This window comes from Chloracidobacterium sp. (assembly GCA_015075585.1).
In the GTDB taxonomy this organism is placed as follows: Bacteria; Acidobacteriota; Blastocatellia; order Pyrinomonadales; family Pyrinomonadaceae; genus OLB17.
In genome coordinates this window covers 420,149-432,514 of sequence record JABTUB010000001.1, presented here as the reverse complement: position 1 = coordinate 432,514, position 12,366 = coordinate 420,149, and the positions used below count along the sequence as shown (strand labels likewise).

Annotated in this window: 13 protein-coding genes and 2 tRNA genes; 6 read left to right on the top strand and 9 right to left on the bottom strand. The window is 55.2% G+C overall.

Annotation, left to right across the window (positions count from 1 at the left end):
- Positions 1-90: 90 nt before the first annotated feature.
- The 5 genes from HS105_01935 to HS105_01915 form a co-directional block, all read right to left on the bottom strand.
- The gene (locus HS105_01935) at positions 91-1,071 is read right to left on the bottom strand and encodes a VCBS repeat-containing protein (protein ID MBE7515360.1); all 981 of its coding nucleotides are present in this window, start codon (positions 1,069-1,071) and stop codon (positions 91-93) included.
- Positions 1,072-1,278: 207 nt separating this feature from the next.
- Positions 1,279-2,817 carry a S8 family serine peptidase gene (locus HS105_01930; protein ID MBE7515359.1) on the bottom strand — a complete coding sequence of 513 codons (1,539 nt, stop codon included), beginning with the start codon at positions 2,815-2,817 and terminating at the stop codon, positions 1,279-1,281.
- 106 nt (positions 2,818-2,923) lie between these two features.
- A tRNA-His gene (locus tag HS105_01925) sits at positions 2,924-2,999 on the bottom strand.
- A gap of 29 nt (positions 3,000-3,028) precedes the next feature.
- Positions 3,029-3,102: transfer RNA gene (locus tag HS105_01920), tRNA-Arg, on the bottom strand.
- A gap of 66 nt (positions 3,103-3,168) precedes the next feature.
- The gene (locus tag HS105_01915) at positions 3,169-3,849 is read right to left on the bottom strand and encodes a (d)CMP kinase (protein MBE7515358.1); all 681 of its coding nucleotides are present in this window, start codon (positions 3,847-3,849) and stop codon (positions 3,169-3,171) included.
- 123 nt (positions 3,850-3,972) lie between these two features.
- Between HS105_01915 and HS105_01910 the strand changes: the two genes are divergently transcribed.
- Positions 3,973-4,635: a DUF2461 domain-containing protein gene (locus HS105_01910; protein MBE7515357.1), complete on the top strand. Its 663-nt coding sequence runs from the start codon at positions 3,973-3,975 to the stop codon at positions 4,633-4,635.
- Here the strand turns inward: HS105_01910 and rpiB are convergent.
- Entirely contained in the window at positions 4,632-5,078 is a 447-nt protein-coding gene (gene rpiB / locus HS105_01905) for a ribose 5-phosphate isomerase B (GenBank protein MBE7515356.1), read from the bottom strand. The two genes, HS105_01910 and rpiB, sit on opposite strands and share 4 nt — an antisense overlap.
- A 112-nt stretch (positions 5,079-5,190) precedes the next feature.
- Here rpiB and HS105_01900 point away from each other — a divergent pair, with 112 nt between their 5' ends.
- The 3 genes from HS105_01900 (at position 5,191) to HS105_01890 (ending at position 8,236) form a co-directional block, all read left to right on the top strand.
- Complete coding sequence (locus HS105_01900; GenBank protein MBE7515355.1) at positions 5,191-6,633, top strand: trypsin-like peptidase domain-containing protein; 1,443 nt, start codon at positions 5,191-5,193, stop codon at positions 6,631-6,633.
- Positions 6,634-6,635: 2 nt separating this feature from the next.
- Positions 6,636-7,250 (top strand): UbiX family flavin prenyltransferase, encoded by a 615-nt coding sequence (locus tag HS105_01895; protein MBE7515354.1) that lies wholly within the window; start codon positions 6,636-6,638, stop codon positions 7,248-7,250.
- A 122-nt stretch (positions 7,251-7,372) separates the two neighbouring features.
- The gene (locus HS105_01890; protein ID MBE7515353.1) at positions 7,373-8,236 is read left to right on the top strand and encodes an ABC transporter substrate-binding protein; all 864 of its coding nucleotides are present in this window, start codon (positions 7,373-7,375) and stop codon (positions 8,234-8,236) included.
- A gap of 55 nt (positions 8,237-8,291) precedes the next feature.
- Here the strand turns inward: HS105_01890 and HS105_01885 are convergent, their stop codons facing one another.
- Positions 8,292-9,413, bottom strand: coding sequence for a S8 family serine peptidase (locus HS105_01885; protein MBE7515352.1), 1,122 nt, complete (start codon positions 9,411-9,413; stop codon positions 8,292-8,294).
- Positions 9,414-9,710: 297 nt separating this feature from the next.
- On the opposite strand from HS105_01885, the gene HS105_01880 reads away from it, so the two are divergent.
- Positions 9,711-10,490 carry a patatin-like phospholipase family protein gene (locus HS105_01880; protein MBE7515351.1) on the top strand — a complete coding sequence of 260 codons (780 nt, stop codon included), beginning with the start codon at positions 9,711-9,713 and terminating at the stop codon, positions 10,488-10,490.
- On the opposite strand, the gene HS105_01875 is transcribed toward HS105_01880, so the two are convergent.
- Positions 10,484-11,080, bottom strand: a complete 597-nt coding sequence (locus HS105_01875) for a hypothetical protein (protein MBE7515350.1) — start codon at positions 11,078-11,080, stop codon at positions 10,484-10,486. The genes HS105_01880 and HS105_01875 overlap by 7 nt on opposite strands.
- 379 nt (positions 11,081-11,459) lie before the next feature.
- On the opposite strand from HS105_01875, the gene HS105_01870 reads away from it, so the two are divergent.
- Complete coding sequence (locus HS105_01870; protein ID MBE7515349.1) at positions 11,460-11,798, top strand: RNA-binding protein; 339 nt, start codon at positions 11,460-11,462, stop codon at positions 11,796-11,798.
- Between the two features lie 34 nt (positions 11,799-11,832).
- On the opposite strand, the gene HS105_01865 is transcribed toward HS105_01870, so the two are convergent.
- Positions 11,833-12,363, bottom strand: coding sequence for a hypothetical protein (locus tag HS105_01865; GenBank protein ID MBE7515348.1), 531 nt, complete (start codon positions 12,361-12,363; stop codon positions 11,833-11,835).
- Positions 12,364-12,366: the final 3 nt, after the last annotated feature.

Sequence of the window (12,366 nt, the reverse complement as noted above, 5' to 3'; positions counted from 1 at the left end):
ACTTTAACAGAAAAAATACCTGTAGATCGAAAAATGGTTGAGCGACACGCAGTCAGCCCAACCATCCTAAGAGAGTGCCGTCAAACGCTATCAGTGCGTATCGTAGCTGCCGACAGGATAATCGCCGGTGCTGCCCCATTGCTGGACAAGCGTTTGCGTAAAGCCGGTCGTACTCATCAAAGCATAGAACGTGCCCGTCGGGTCACGCCAAACGGCCGGATCCGCCTTGCCGTCGCCGTCGTAGTCATTTTGACAGTTGAGGTCGGTACCCGTGATGCCGAATGTCGTCGCGAACAAGCTCCCGTCAGAACTCTTGCGAATATACCAAACGAGCGGCGAGGTCGGCGTCGAACCTTCGCGAACGACCGCAATATCCGTTTTGCCGTCGCCGTCATAATCGCCGGGAACGACAAGGTCGTTGCTCAGCCCCCAGTTGGTAATGAAGTAATTGCCGTCGCCGCTTTGCTGAACATAGAATGTTGATTGGCTCGAAGCGGTCGCCCCCGGACGCTGCACTGCGATGTCGAATTTGCCGTCGCCGTCGTAGTCGCCCGGCGCTGTATAATCGGTCGAAAGGCCGAACTGCTGTGCGCTGAAGCCGCCGTCACTGGTGCGAAGTATGTACCAGATCATATTGCCGCCGGTACGCCTGACAACCGCACAATCGGTCATTCCGTCGCCGTCATAATCACGGGCGATAGGCTCGTCGCCTGACGTGCCGAATGCCTGTGCCGCGAAGGTTCCGGTCGAGCTGTTGAGCCGATACCAAATGCCGTCGGTGTCGCGCCAGACCGAGATGTCCGCTTTGCCGTCGCCATCAAAGTCGCCCGGTGCAGGGTAATCCGAATTTACAAGCCCGAACTGCTGGAAGACGAATCCGCCGCTGCTCTTGTTTATGTACCAAACGTTGTTGCTCGGGCGAAATACGGTAAAGTCCGCCTTACCGTCATTGTCAAAATCCATCGCCTTACGCAGTTTAGCCTGAGCGGCCGCATCAGAGGCGACCAGGACAGCGATCGACAGGACAAAAACATACTTTGCAATGGCAGAAGCCAAATTCTTCATCTTCATTATTCCTTCCAGATAACCTACAGGAGCGACGCCGTCGGCAACGCTTTATGTAAGCCAGTAATTTTACCTTTTTCCGATGCAGGATAGCAAGAAAAAGCAAGTTCTTTCGTCCCGCGATCTCAACGATATTTTGCAAAATCCGCTAACTAACAGCATTTAGACGCGCCGCACGCCGAAAACGTTGGAGCCGCGCCGCAGATCTTCTGATCAATTCCGCTTTTGTGTTACCGTGAACGGCTGCCCGCCGATGGTTATCACTCCCGTTCGCGAGATCGTCGGGTTGACCGAAACACGGAACGTGAACGAGCCGTTGCCGCTGAACTGATCGGCCCCGAGAACCTTTATCCATTTGACCGAGCTTTTCACAAAATAATCGCAGTTAGTGCCGGGCGTTACATTCACGGTAAAGACACCGCCCTTTGTACCGACCGACATCCCGGCCGGGAACGCACAAACTGTCTGCTGATTCAATGCCTTGCTCACGTTCAGACGCCCGCCCGTCTTTATAATTCCGCTGAATGCGCTTACGGGATCGACCGTATTCATCAGCGTCGCTTTGAGCGATGCTACCGAAAGGCTCGGATTGTAAGCCGCAAGCAGTGCGGCCGCACCCGCGGCATGCGGCGTTGCCATGGATGTTCCGCTCATCGTCGTCGTCGCTGTATTCGACGAATTATATGTGCTTAGGATACCCGACCCCGGAGCCGCGATATCGACGCTGGTCGGGCCGTAGCTGGAAAACCCCGATTTGCCGTCACTCGATGTCGAGGATGCGACGCCGAGGATGCTAGGGCTTGTATAGCTTACGGGATAAGAGGGCGACGTGTCGTTATTTATATTGTCATTACCGGCGGCAAAAACGTTGAGAATGCCTGCTTCGCCCATCGCATCAATTCCGTCTTTTGTCGCCTGATCGTAGCCGCAGGCCTCGCCGCAGCCGCCGTACGAATTATTGGTTACACGGATGTTAACGCCGCGAAGCTTCATCATACGAACATAGCTGTAAGCTTTTACGAGCATTGCAGAGGTCGAATCATCTCCGTTCGGGCTGTAGATCTTGATGGCCATGATCTTGACGTTCCAATTAACGCCGACGACATTCAATGCATTATTACCAACCGCTCCGATCGTGCCTGCGGTATGCGTACCATGGCCGCCTGCGTCGTCGATCGGGTTGCTGTCGTCATAAAAGAAATCCCAGCCATAGACATCATCAATATAGCCGTTCCCGTCATCATCGATGTTGTTGCCGGGAAGCTCGCCCGTATTTACCCAAGCATTTGCCGCGAGGTCTTGATGCGTATAGCGAAGGCCCGTGTCTATATCCGCGACGACGATCGACGAACTGCCGGTCGTCAGATCCCACGCCTGCGGCGCTGATATCTTTGTGAGGCCCCACATTCCCGAGCTTGTGAACTGCGGATCGTTCGGGGTGGTCAAAAGGTGATAGTAGAAGTTCGGCTGGGCATCGACCACGGCACCGAACTTCTTATAGTCAATTATCGCCGCCTCAACGGTCAGGCTGTCCGGAATTCGGACAAGCTGCCATTGGGTGTCGCCGAGGGTCTCTATCGCGTTCGCACCCATAGCCCTATTGACCGAACGTGCGGCCGTTGAGTCCGGGTTCGGACGGAATTTGACCAACAGTTCGCCGCGGACATACTGCTCCTGATTCGAGTTTTGACCTGCAACGGCAATAAAAATACTAAGGGAACAGATAACGGTCAGAATGGCGTATCTCAGCATAACGAAAACCTTGAACGGGCTAATGTCCTAACAATGAGAACCCATCAATTATATTGCTGCCGGCCCGTGTTGACAATGGTTTTCGGTCGTTTCGGAAGGGTAATGGTGGGGCGGCTAGTGGGATTCGAACCCACGACATCTTGAACCACAATCAAGCGCTCTAACCGCTGAACTATAGCCGCCACATTATCGATCTCGGACCTTTGATCCTCGCCCCCGGCAGGACTCGAACCTGCGACCCACAGCTTAGAAGGCTGTTGCTCTATCCGGCTGAGCTACGGGAGCACGTAAGAGCAATTCACTATGTTATGTGCGCCGCCGCCGCAAGTCAACTTTTTGCGGCACGAAAGGTCAGCCCGAAACGCCGACGCCGGTTTCGCGGATCTTTGCAAGCATCGCCTCAAACGCCTCTGCAAGATCCAGTTCGCTCGTGTCTATCACAATGGCGTTCTCGGCGATGGTCAGCGGCGAGTCCTCGCGTGAGACATCGCGCTCGTCACGCTCGTTGATCTCGGCAAGGGTTTGCTCGTAGGTCGAGATGCGGCCCTTCATTTGATCTTCGGTATAACGGCGCCGCGCTCGTGCCTCAGGTTTTGCGGTAAGAAAGAATTTAATATCGGCATTCGGGAACACGACGCTGCCTATATCGCGGCCCTCGAGAACGCAGCCCTTCGGAGCCGCCTCACCGATAGAACGCTGATGTTCGACCATTACGCGGCGGACGGCGGGAATGGTCGATACTTCAGAAGCCGAACGTGCGACCTCAAGCGTACGTATCTCGACCGAGACATCCTCGCCGTCTAACATCACTTTCATCGCATCAGGTTCGCCCACAAGGTCGATGTCGGCAGTCTCGGCGATATACGTGATCCGGTCGATATCGCGGATCGGTACATTAGCGCGCATCACGGCCAACGCCACCGCGCGATACATCGCACCCGTGTCCAGATACAAAAGGTCAAGTCGTTTTGCGAGCATTTTGCCGAGCGTTGATTTTCCCGCGCCGCTCGGCCCGTCGATGGCAATTATCATCCTTTTCGGGCAGTTCGTCTTTCAGCCTCGGCTGGTAGTGTACCAGAAACCGTGCCGTTAGACGCGCGGCCTCCTCTCTTTACGGCGGCAGGAATGATCAGGAGCCGATGCTATCATACAAAAATGATCACAAATGAAACGCTGCAATTGCTGAAGGAACTTGCGGAAAACAACAACCGCGAATGGTTTCACGCGAACCGTGCTGCGTTCGACAGGGCACAAGATAATATGACCGCATTTGTCGGACAAATGATCGGCGAGATCGGCCGGTTCGATACTACGATCACCGATCTGGAGCCTCGATCCTGCATCTTTCGCATTTATCGCGATATCCGATTCTCAAAAGACAAAAGCCCGTATAAGACGCACTTCGGCGCGTACGTTGCCGCAGGCGGCAGAAAGTCCCTCGCGGCAGGATATTACCTTCACATCGAGCCGAACGCGTGTTTCGCAGCGGCGGGCAAATATATGCCCGACCGTCAAGAGCTGTTGAGGATCCGCAATGCTATCGAGCAAAACGCGGAAAGATTCAAGAGCATCGTTGAGACAAGGGCTTTCTTGAAGCGCTTCGGGACCCTTGCAGGCGATTCGCTCATCAGGCCGCCAAAGGGTTTCGCCGCCGATTCGCCGGTGATCGAATATCTGAAACTAAAGAGCTTTATGGTTCATCGCATTTACAGCGATGCAGAGGTATCGGCCGCGGCCTTTTACAGGTCGGCGGCGGCTGATATCAAAACGGCATTTCCGCTGGTGAAGTTCCTGCGTTCGGCATTCGAACGGGATTAGAGATGCGCATTCTCGATAGCGGTTATCTTCTCGATACGGCGTTCGTGCCGTCCGCCTTCAAAATCCGCCGCGAACCAAGCTTTTATCAGTTTGTTCACTTCATCTTGGCTGATAAAACGGGCCGGCAGAGCCAATATGTTGGCGTTATTATGCTGCCGTGCAAGGCGTGCGATATCTTCGCTCCACGCGACCGCCGCTCGAATGCCCCTTATCTTATTTGCCGCGATCGCCATGCCGGTTCCCGATCCGCAGAACAGAATGCCCTGCTGAACGTAACCTTTCGCAACAGCTTCGCCTACCTTGAGCGCAAAATCGGGATAATCGACCGACTCGGCAGAGTCCGTACCCATATCGACATATTCAATGCCCATTTCGTCCAATGTTGCCTTTACCGCTTCCTTTTCATGGAAGCCCGCGTGATCCGCACCTATCGCTACTTTCATAACTCGATTTTACTGCGTTCACGGCAAAAGAGGAACCATATGCGAACGACACAACGCCCAAATTATCATTGTCCGAGAGCATTAAAGAACCTATAATCAAAGCGGTCTGCAAATGTACCTTCGCACTTTTCGATTTTGGCCGCTCGCATATTTGGCCGCCTTGCTCACTTTCGGCGTAACGGCCGCAGGGCAGGACTTTCTGCCTGAGCTTGTAAAGCGTATCAAGCCCTCCGCCGTGGCGATCGAAACCTTTGACAATAAAGGCGCGAGCATCTCGCGCGGAAGCGGCTTTTTTATAGCATCGGGTCGCGTAATAACCAACAGGCATGTTATCGAAAGGGCATCGCGGGTTGAAGTGCATCTGCTGGACGGCCGCAAATTCAACGCACGAGGCGTCCTCGCGGTTGACGGCGAGGGCGACCTCGCATTGATACAGGTCGATGTGCCGAACACCGCTCCCGTGCCGCTGCCTATCGTCCGAACCGTGCCGCAGGAAGGTGAGTCGATCGTCGTGATCGGCAATCCCTTCGGGCTTGAAGGTTCTGTATCGAACGGCATCGTGTCTGCCGTGCGTGAAATTCCGGGCTACGGCAAGATCATACAGATCACGGCCTCGATCTCGCCGGGTTCGAGCGGCTCGCCCGTCGTGAATATGGCCGGACAGGTGATCGGCGTCGCTACATTGCAGGCCGCCGAGGGCCAGAACCTGAACTTTGCCGTGCCGTCAGAGCGCATCGCACAGTTAAGGATGACGGACCTGCGAACCTTCAACGCGCTCAACAGTGAGGCCCTGCGGAATAAGCGTTCTGCAGCAGAAAGGCTTTATTCACAGGGGCTTGCACAACTTTCGCGTGATGATTATTCCCGTGCGGCACCATACTTCGAGCAGGCGGTCGAGTCAGACCCGAATTACGCCGAAGCTTGGTATCAGGCAGGCTATTGCTATGGTGCGCTCGGCCGCTTTACAGAGGCATTGCGTGCGTCGCGTCAGGCGGCGAAGCTGCGGCCTGATTGGGCAGCGACGTATGTGAATATTGGCGTCGCAAGTTACGCATTGGGTTCCTTTAAGGACGCCGTCGATGCCTACCGAACCGCGTTAAAGCTCGGCGACGACAATGCCGATCTGCAATATTCGCTCGGCTTGGCCCTCGGCAAACTCGGCCGCGGCGATGAGGAGATACTTGCCTACAAAAGGGCCATTTCGCTAAAGCCGGACCACGTCCCTGCAATGGAAAAGCTCGGCATTGCGTTGTACAAGGCCAAGCGTTTTGCCGATGCCGCCTCGATCTTTGAGGTGCTGCGGGCATACAAGCCCGACGCGGCCACATACGGCTATCTCGGCGAGAGCCTTTTGGAAGCCGGAAGAACCGACGATGCGATCGCGGCTCTCAGCACCGCCCTCGGCTACGATCAGGAACTCGATAAAGCGCGATACGACCTCGGCCGCGCATACCTTAAACGCGGCGACCGCGAACTCGCCCAAATGCAGTACGAATTCCTGCGTTCATCGCGCAGTGATTGGGCCGACAGGCTGTATGTGCTGATCAACCCCTGAATATGGAACTTACCGTCGCCGTCACCGGAGCGTCCGGCTCGATCTACGCACAACGCACGCTGAAGCTGATCGCTGATAGCGGTGTCGTCGAGACCGTACACCTTATTGTTTCGGGTACGGCTGAGATAGTTGCACAGGTAGAGACGAACACGAACCTGCGAAATGCGAACGCCGCGGCAATAAATAAATGGATCGGCATTGACGCCTCTTCGAAGCTCATGCGCCTATGGCGTCTCGATAACTTTGCGGCAAAGCCGTCTTCGGGTTCGACCGGGCAAGCCGGTATGATCGTCGTCCCGTGTTCTATGGGGACTCTTGGCTCGATAGCCTCGGGCGCCGGCACGAACTTGATACATCGTGCGGCCGATGTTTGCCTAAAGGAGCGGCGCAAACTCGTTCTCGTGCCGCGTGAAGCTCCGTATAACGCGATACATTTGGAGAACATGCTTCGGCTGACAAACGCCGGTGCGGTCATTTTACCGGCAAGTCCGGGCTTTTATCACAAACCCTCGAGTATCGATGAGCTTGTAGATCATTTGTGCTTTCGGATCCTCGATCAATTTGACATACCGCACGGCAAGAGTGCCGCATGGACAGGCGACGAGATCGCCGAATGATTGGCTCCAAAGCGGTTCCGCGCGACAGCGACAGTACATCTACCCTTGCTAAAACTGAATGAAACGGTAGAATAGCAATTCTGGATAGAATTATTCTTTATCAAGTCCTTGCTTAGCTTTTTATGGCAGTCACGTCAGTCAACGCTCCCGAAACCCGCACCATCACCGTCGCTCACTCGCCCGACTCGGATGATGCCTTTATGTTCTATGGCCTGGCGACCGGAAAACTTTCAACCGACGGCCTGAAATTCGAACACACGCTAAAAGATATTCAGACGCTGAATGAGGAGGCACGCAAAGGAACCTATGACGTAACGGCAGTTTCGTTCCACGCCTTTGCTTATATCTCAGATAAATATTCGCTGCTTCCGCACGGTGCAAGCATCGGCGATAAGTACGGCCCGATCGTTGTCTCAAAAGACCCGCACGATGCGAGCGAGATGTCATCGCTGAAGATCGCAATTCCCGGCGAGATGACGAGTGCATTCCTTGCACTCAAGATCTTTTGCCGCGATATCGACTATATCGTCGTGCCTTTCGACCAAATAATCGACACCGTCAAGGCCGGCACGGTTGATGCGGGCCTTTTGATCCATGAAGGACAGCTTTTCTATCAGCATCTCGGCCTGCACAAGGTACTCGACCTTGGCGAATGGTGGCACGACAAGACCGGCCTGCCGCTGCCGATGGGCGGCAACGTAATAAAACGTGAACTCGGCGACGATCTTATGCGGCAGGTTTCAAAATATCTGCACGCAAGCATCGTTTATTCGATGGAAAACCGCGAGGACGCTCTTGCCTACGCGATGCAGTTCGCACGCGATATGCAGCCCGAACTCGCTGACCGCTTTGTCGCAATGTGGGTAAATGACCTGACACTTGATTACGGCGAGCGAGGCCGCGAGGCAGTAAGAACGCTGCTTGACGAAGGTTTTAAGGCGGGCATAATTCCGCACAAGGTAGAGATCGATTTCGTCGAAGGCTGAGTGCTGCGTAAGCGATATTGAAGCCCGTTCTGCCTTTTTGGCCGGACGGGCTTTTTCAGTGGCCGCTCACAGCTTCTACGGCTTTTCGAGCGTCGATCACGCCCCAGCCTTGACGATCAACTTCATAATGCGGAAGCCTTTCGGCGGTCGAGATAAGTATCCGTTTGACCTCGGACGGTGTCAGGCTCGGGTCGGCCTCGATCATTTGTGCGGCAACAGATGAAACGATCGGTGCGGCGAACGACGTTCCGTCAACGTACTTGTAATTACGCGTAATGACGTTCTCCTGCCGTATCTTGAGCAGAACAAGCTGCCTGATGACGTGAACAGGCCTGTCAATTGCGGCATCAAGCTCGCCGTCCACGCCCGGATGCTGCTCGATCATCGTGTGAAGGTCGTCATCCGAGGCCTTGTCCAGCAAAGAAAGAAGCTCGGCCTGCTGTGCCGTCGGCGTATTAGGCAGTATCGGTGCCGGCACCCATATTGATGATGCGATGACCTCCGGCTTTTGCAGGCCGTCCACGGTCGGGCCGTATGATGACCGGTACATACCGCGCTTCGCACGATTGATCGAGTTGTGATCGTCAAGGCCGCCAACGGCAATGCACGAAGGTGCGCTGGCGGGCGGCATCACCGGATGCGTGGGCAGATGTCCGGCATTGCCGACGGCGCAGACGACCGTGATCCCCGCAGCCGAACACGCCTCGACCGCTTGCGACAATGGATCGTTCAAATAACTTTTCTCTTCATCGCCGCCCGCTGAGATGTTTACGATGCGGATGTTGTAGCGTTCGCGGTTTGCGAGCACCCACTCCAAGCCGTCCTCGATATTCTGATCCGTTATGCGCCCGGTGCGGGCAAGCTTAACGAGAACGACCTTGGCTTCTGACGCGATGCCGCGATAAAACCCGTTCGACAGTGAGCCGTTGCCTGCCGCTACGACGGACGTCATCATCCCGTGCCAGCTTGCAACATCCGGCTCAAAGAGTGTCGAAAGGTCGCCGTCAGGGTCGGGCAAGTTGCGATATGCAACGATCCGATTATCCGGTGTCGTAAGATCGACGTGCGGATAAAAGCCCGAGTCCAGAAATGCGATCGTTACACCCTTGCCCTTGAAACGGTCGTCAGCATCAAGCCGCAGCGGGATGGAAAGCACGTGTGAGCCGTCCTTTTGCATTGCGGCGTCACGCATTATCTGATCCTTTGCGCGGTCGAATATACGCACGCAGCGGGCACACACGCCGTCAACTTCGCCCGAATTAAGCGCATTGGCCCGTATAAGGCCCGCGACCTCCGGATCCAGCGCTGACAGCGGCAGCGAATCGCCGTCGCACCGCGAACAAACGGCACATGCACTTTCACCGGCTGCAATATCGGCGATCGTGCCCTGACGCGGCGGCAATGTCGAATCGTGAAGGGTCATCGTCGGAATTCGAGTTTTTCACAACACGCGGTTAAAATCAATATCGTCTGTATGCCGAGAAAGCGAATAGGACTAGCCCTTTCAGGCGGCGGCGCCCGCGGCTTTGCACACGTCGGTGTGCTAAAGGTGCTCGAGCGCGAAGGCTTTAAGTTCGATCTTATCGCGGGCACTTCTGCAGGTTCGATCGTCGGCGGTGCCCTTGCCGGCGGTATGGCGGCATCGCAGATCGAAGAGATGGCGCGACGCACGGGCTACTTTAATATGTTCAGGCCGACGATAAGCCGCTTCGGCCTGCTCTCGAACGCGGCTATGGGCCGTTTCCTTCATCGTACGCTGCCCGCAGATCGGTTCGAGGCCTTGCCGACGCCGCTGTATGTCGTCGCTTATGACATTACTGCGGGCAAGCAAAGGGTTTTCTCGGAGAGCGGCGACCTCATCACAGCGATACGCGCAAGCTGTGCCGTGCCGGGTGTCTTCAAACCGATCAGGGACGAACTCGGACATTTGCTTGTAGATGGCGGCGTAACATCCGTAATGCCGTCGCGCACACTCCGCGAGGCCGGTGCTGACGTCATCATCGGCGTAGATCTGCTGGGCTCAGGGTCGGTATTCAGGCCCAAAATACATACTGTGCTGAGTGTATTGGTCCGTTCGGCCATGAAGATGATCCAAATATCAGGCCGCGAGGATAAGTTGGCTGCTGACGTCGTTATCACTCCGCAGATAGCACATCTGCGGCCCGATCAGATCGGCAAGATAGACGAATTCATCTCGCTTGGCGAGGCCGCCGCCGAAGCATCGCTCGATGCGCTCCGCAGAGCCGTTCAATGACGCTTTTCGATCGGCACCTTTTCCGAAAGATCAAGGGTAGTATTCTCGGTCACGGATGTGTAGGGCAGCGATTCGCCCGCAGTAAGCATTTCGCTCGGTGCACCTTCCGGCGGCAGATACGCTCCGGCCTCGAAAGCAGCGACGCGCCTTTCCGGCACGGTCAGGAACCGGCCGTTGATGATGAACGCCATTCCGATAAAAAAGGCTACGGCGCCCAATGCAGCAGGCACAAGAAGATCTTCCTTGAAGAAAATACTTACGGCCGAGAAGGCCAGAGCGACGCCAAAACCGATCAGTGCGATGATAGTACCGACACGGATGCGCCGAAGCTTGCGTTCCTCGGGAGATTCAAGGAACTTCTCGATCTCCGGCAGCACATCCTCGACCACTTTTTTCAGTTGATAGGCGTCCTGCGTCTCGCGTATCTTTGCCGCGACCGCACGGCCGATCTCATCGCGTGCTGACGCGGCCGAAGCAGTAACAGTATCGGGCGTTGCAATGGCATCCCGAACCGAACGAAGATTGGTACCGCAGCCGCGGCAGAATTGATTCGCATGCTTTTCGTCGATGCCGCAATTCGGACAGAACATATTGATCAAAACTTACGGAACGCTCGGTTCCCGGTGTCCTATTTTACACTTTTAGTACGCACGCCGCCGCTGACAAGTTCCACATTGGCCATGCGAATAAAATTGTTGAAATAAGGACTTGCACATTTTGCGTACTCTCGTGCATTATTACACCTGTTAGTCCTGCTCTCGGTGTGTCAAAGGTGACACGCCCGCACCGAAAGGTTCTGTTCGACGGCGTTCGAAGTTTGAGGGTTGGTTGTTCTTTGGTAGTCGAAGTAGCTTGCCCTGCGAGCATGCCGTCATTGGATGCCTTTTTCGATTTAAGCTCCGATTTCGTACTTCTTTCAGTCGAACGGAAAGTGCTTTTGCACTCCGTTCGGACGGGAACTTTATTTGTATGTCTATGAAACTTTATGTGGGAAACCTCCCATTCCAGACCTCGAGCGGTGATCTCGAAGAACTCTTTGCAGCCGCCGGCACAGTTGAATCGGCAACTGTTGTTGAAGATCGTGAGACCGGACGTTCGCGCGGTTTCGGCTTTGTTGAAATGTCGTCGCAGGAAGAAGGCGAAAAGGCCATTGCCGAGTTTAACGGCAAGGACTTCGGCGGACGCGAGATCAAGGTGAACGAGGCCAAGCCCCGCGAAGATCGCGGCGGCCGCTCATTCGGCGGCAACCGCGGCGGCAATTACGGCGGAGGCGGCGGCTACGGCGGCCAGCGCGAACCGCGTTGGTAAGCTGATAAAGTGCTTTATTGCAGAGGGCTCGAGGTCATTGCTTCGAGCCTTTTGTTCTTTGACGTGCGGATCGCTTTACCGGTGCCGCAGAAACGGAGTCATTCTTCTCCGGCGGCGTTCTTTCAACGGCATATATCTCAAAATCCACCTTGCGTCTGCTCTTTTCGTTCACAAATATCTCGATACGATATTCACCCGCAAGCCAATCACCCTGCGGACGCCCGTTGAACGTAACACGATCTTCGCCTTCCTTAAGTGTGTAAGAGCTTGTAATTATAGGCTTTTCCGCCGCGACGCCGGGCACTTTGACGGCACTCAACTGCATCTTGACGGTCGCCTTTGAACTTTCACGAAGCTGTACTACGCAGTAGATCGGCACATCATCCGTCCGGAAACGCGAGACGATCTCGCCTGCGTGCCCATGCCCGTCGCCTTTTGCAAGAAAGACGCCGTCAACCTCATCAGCAGCTGCACCGCCGCCGGACTGGCCGAATGCGGCTGCGGCTGCGAAAAGAACTCCGATAAGAGCGAGCACCCATCTGTGGGGACATTTTCTTGGCATCATTAC

Bases quoted from the DNA above. Each gene is read 5' to 3' on its own strand.
- HS105_01935 (MBE7515360.1), bottom strand. From the start codon at position 1,071: ATGAAGATGAAGAATTTGGCTTCTGCCATTGCAAAGTATGTTTTTGTC.
- HS105_01930 (MBE7515359.1), bottom strand. From the start codon at position 2,817: ATGCTGAGATACGCCATTCTGACCGTTATCTGTTCCCTTAGTATTTTT.
- HS105_01915 (MBE7515358.1), bottom strand. From the start codon at position 3,849: ATGATAATTGCCATCGACGGGCCGAGCGGCGCGGGAAAATCAACGCTC.
- HS105_01910 (MBE7515357.1), top strand. From the start codon at position 3,973: ATGATCACAAATGAAACGCTGCAATTGCTGAAGGAACTTGCGGAAAAC.
- rpiB (MBE7515356.1), bottom strand. From the start codon at position 5,078: ATGAAAGTAGCGATAGGTGCGGATCACGCGGGCTTCCATGAAAAGGAA.
- HS105_01900 (MBE7515355.1), top strand. From the start codon at position 5,191: ATGTACCTTCGCACTTTTCGATTTTGGCCGCTCGCATATTTGGCCGCC.
- HS105_01895 (MBE7515354.1), top strand. From the start codon at position 6,636: ATGGAACTTACCGTCGCCGTCACCGGAGCGTCCGGCTCGATCTACGCA.
- HS105_01890 (MBE7515353.1), top strand. From the start codon at position 7,373: ATGGCAGTCACGTCAGTCAACGCTCCCGAAACCCGCACCATCACCGTC.
- HS105_01885 (MBE7515352.1), bottom strand. From the start codon at position 9,413: ATGCAAAAGGACGGCTCACACGTGCTTTCCATCCCGCTGCGGCTTGAT.
- HS105_01880 (MBE7515351.1), top strand. From the start codon at position 9,711: ATGCCGAGAAAGCGAATAGGACTAGCCCTTTCAGGCGGCGGCGCCCGC.
- HS105_01875 (MBE7515350.1), bottom strand. From the start codon at position 11,080: ATGTTCTGTCCGAATTGCGGCATCGACGAAAAGCATGCGAATCAATTC.
- HS105_01870 (MBE7515349.1), top strand. From the start codon at position 11,460: ATGTCTATGAAACTTTATGTGGGAAACCTCCCATTCCAGACCTCGAGC.
- HS105_01865 (MBE7515348.1), bottom strand. From the start codon at position 12,363: ATGATGCCAAGAAAATGTCCCCACAGATGGGTGCTCGCTCTTATCGGA.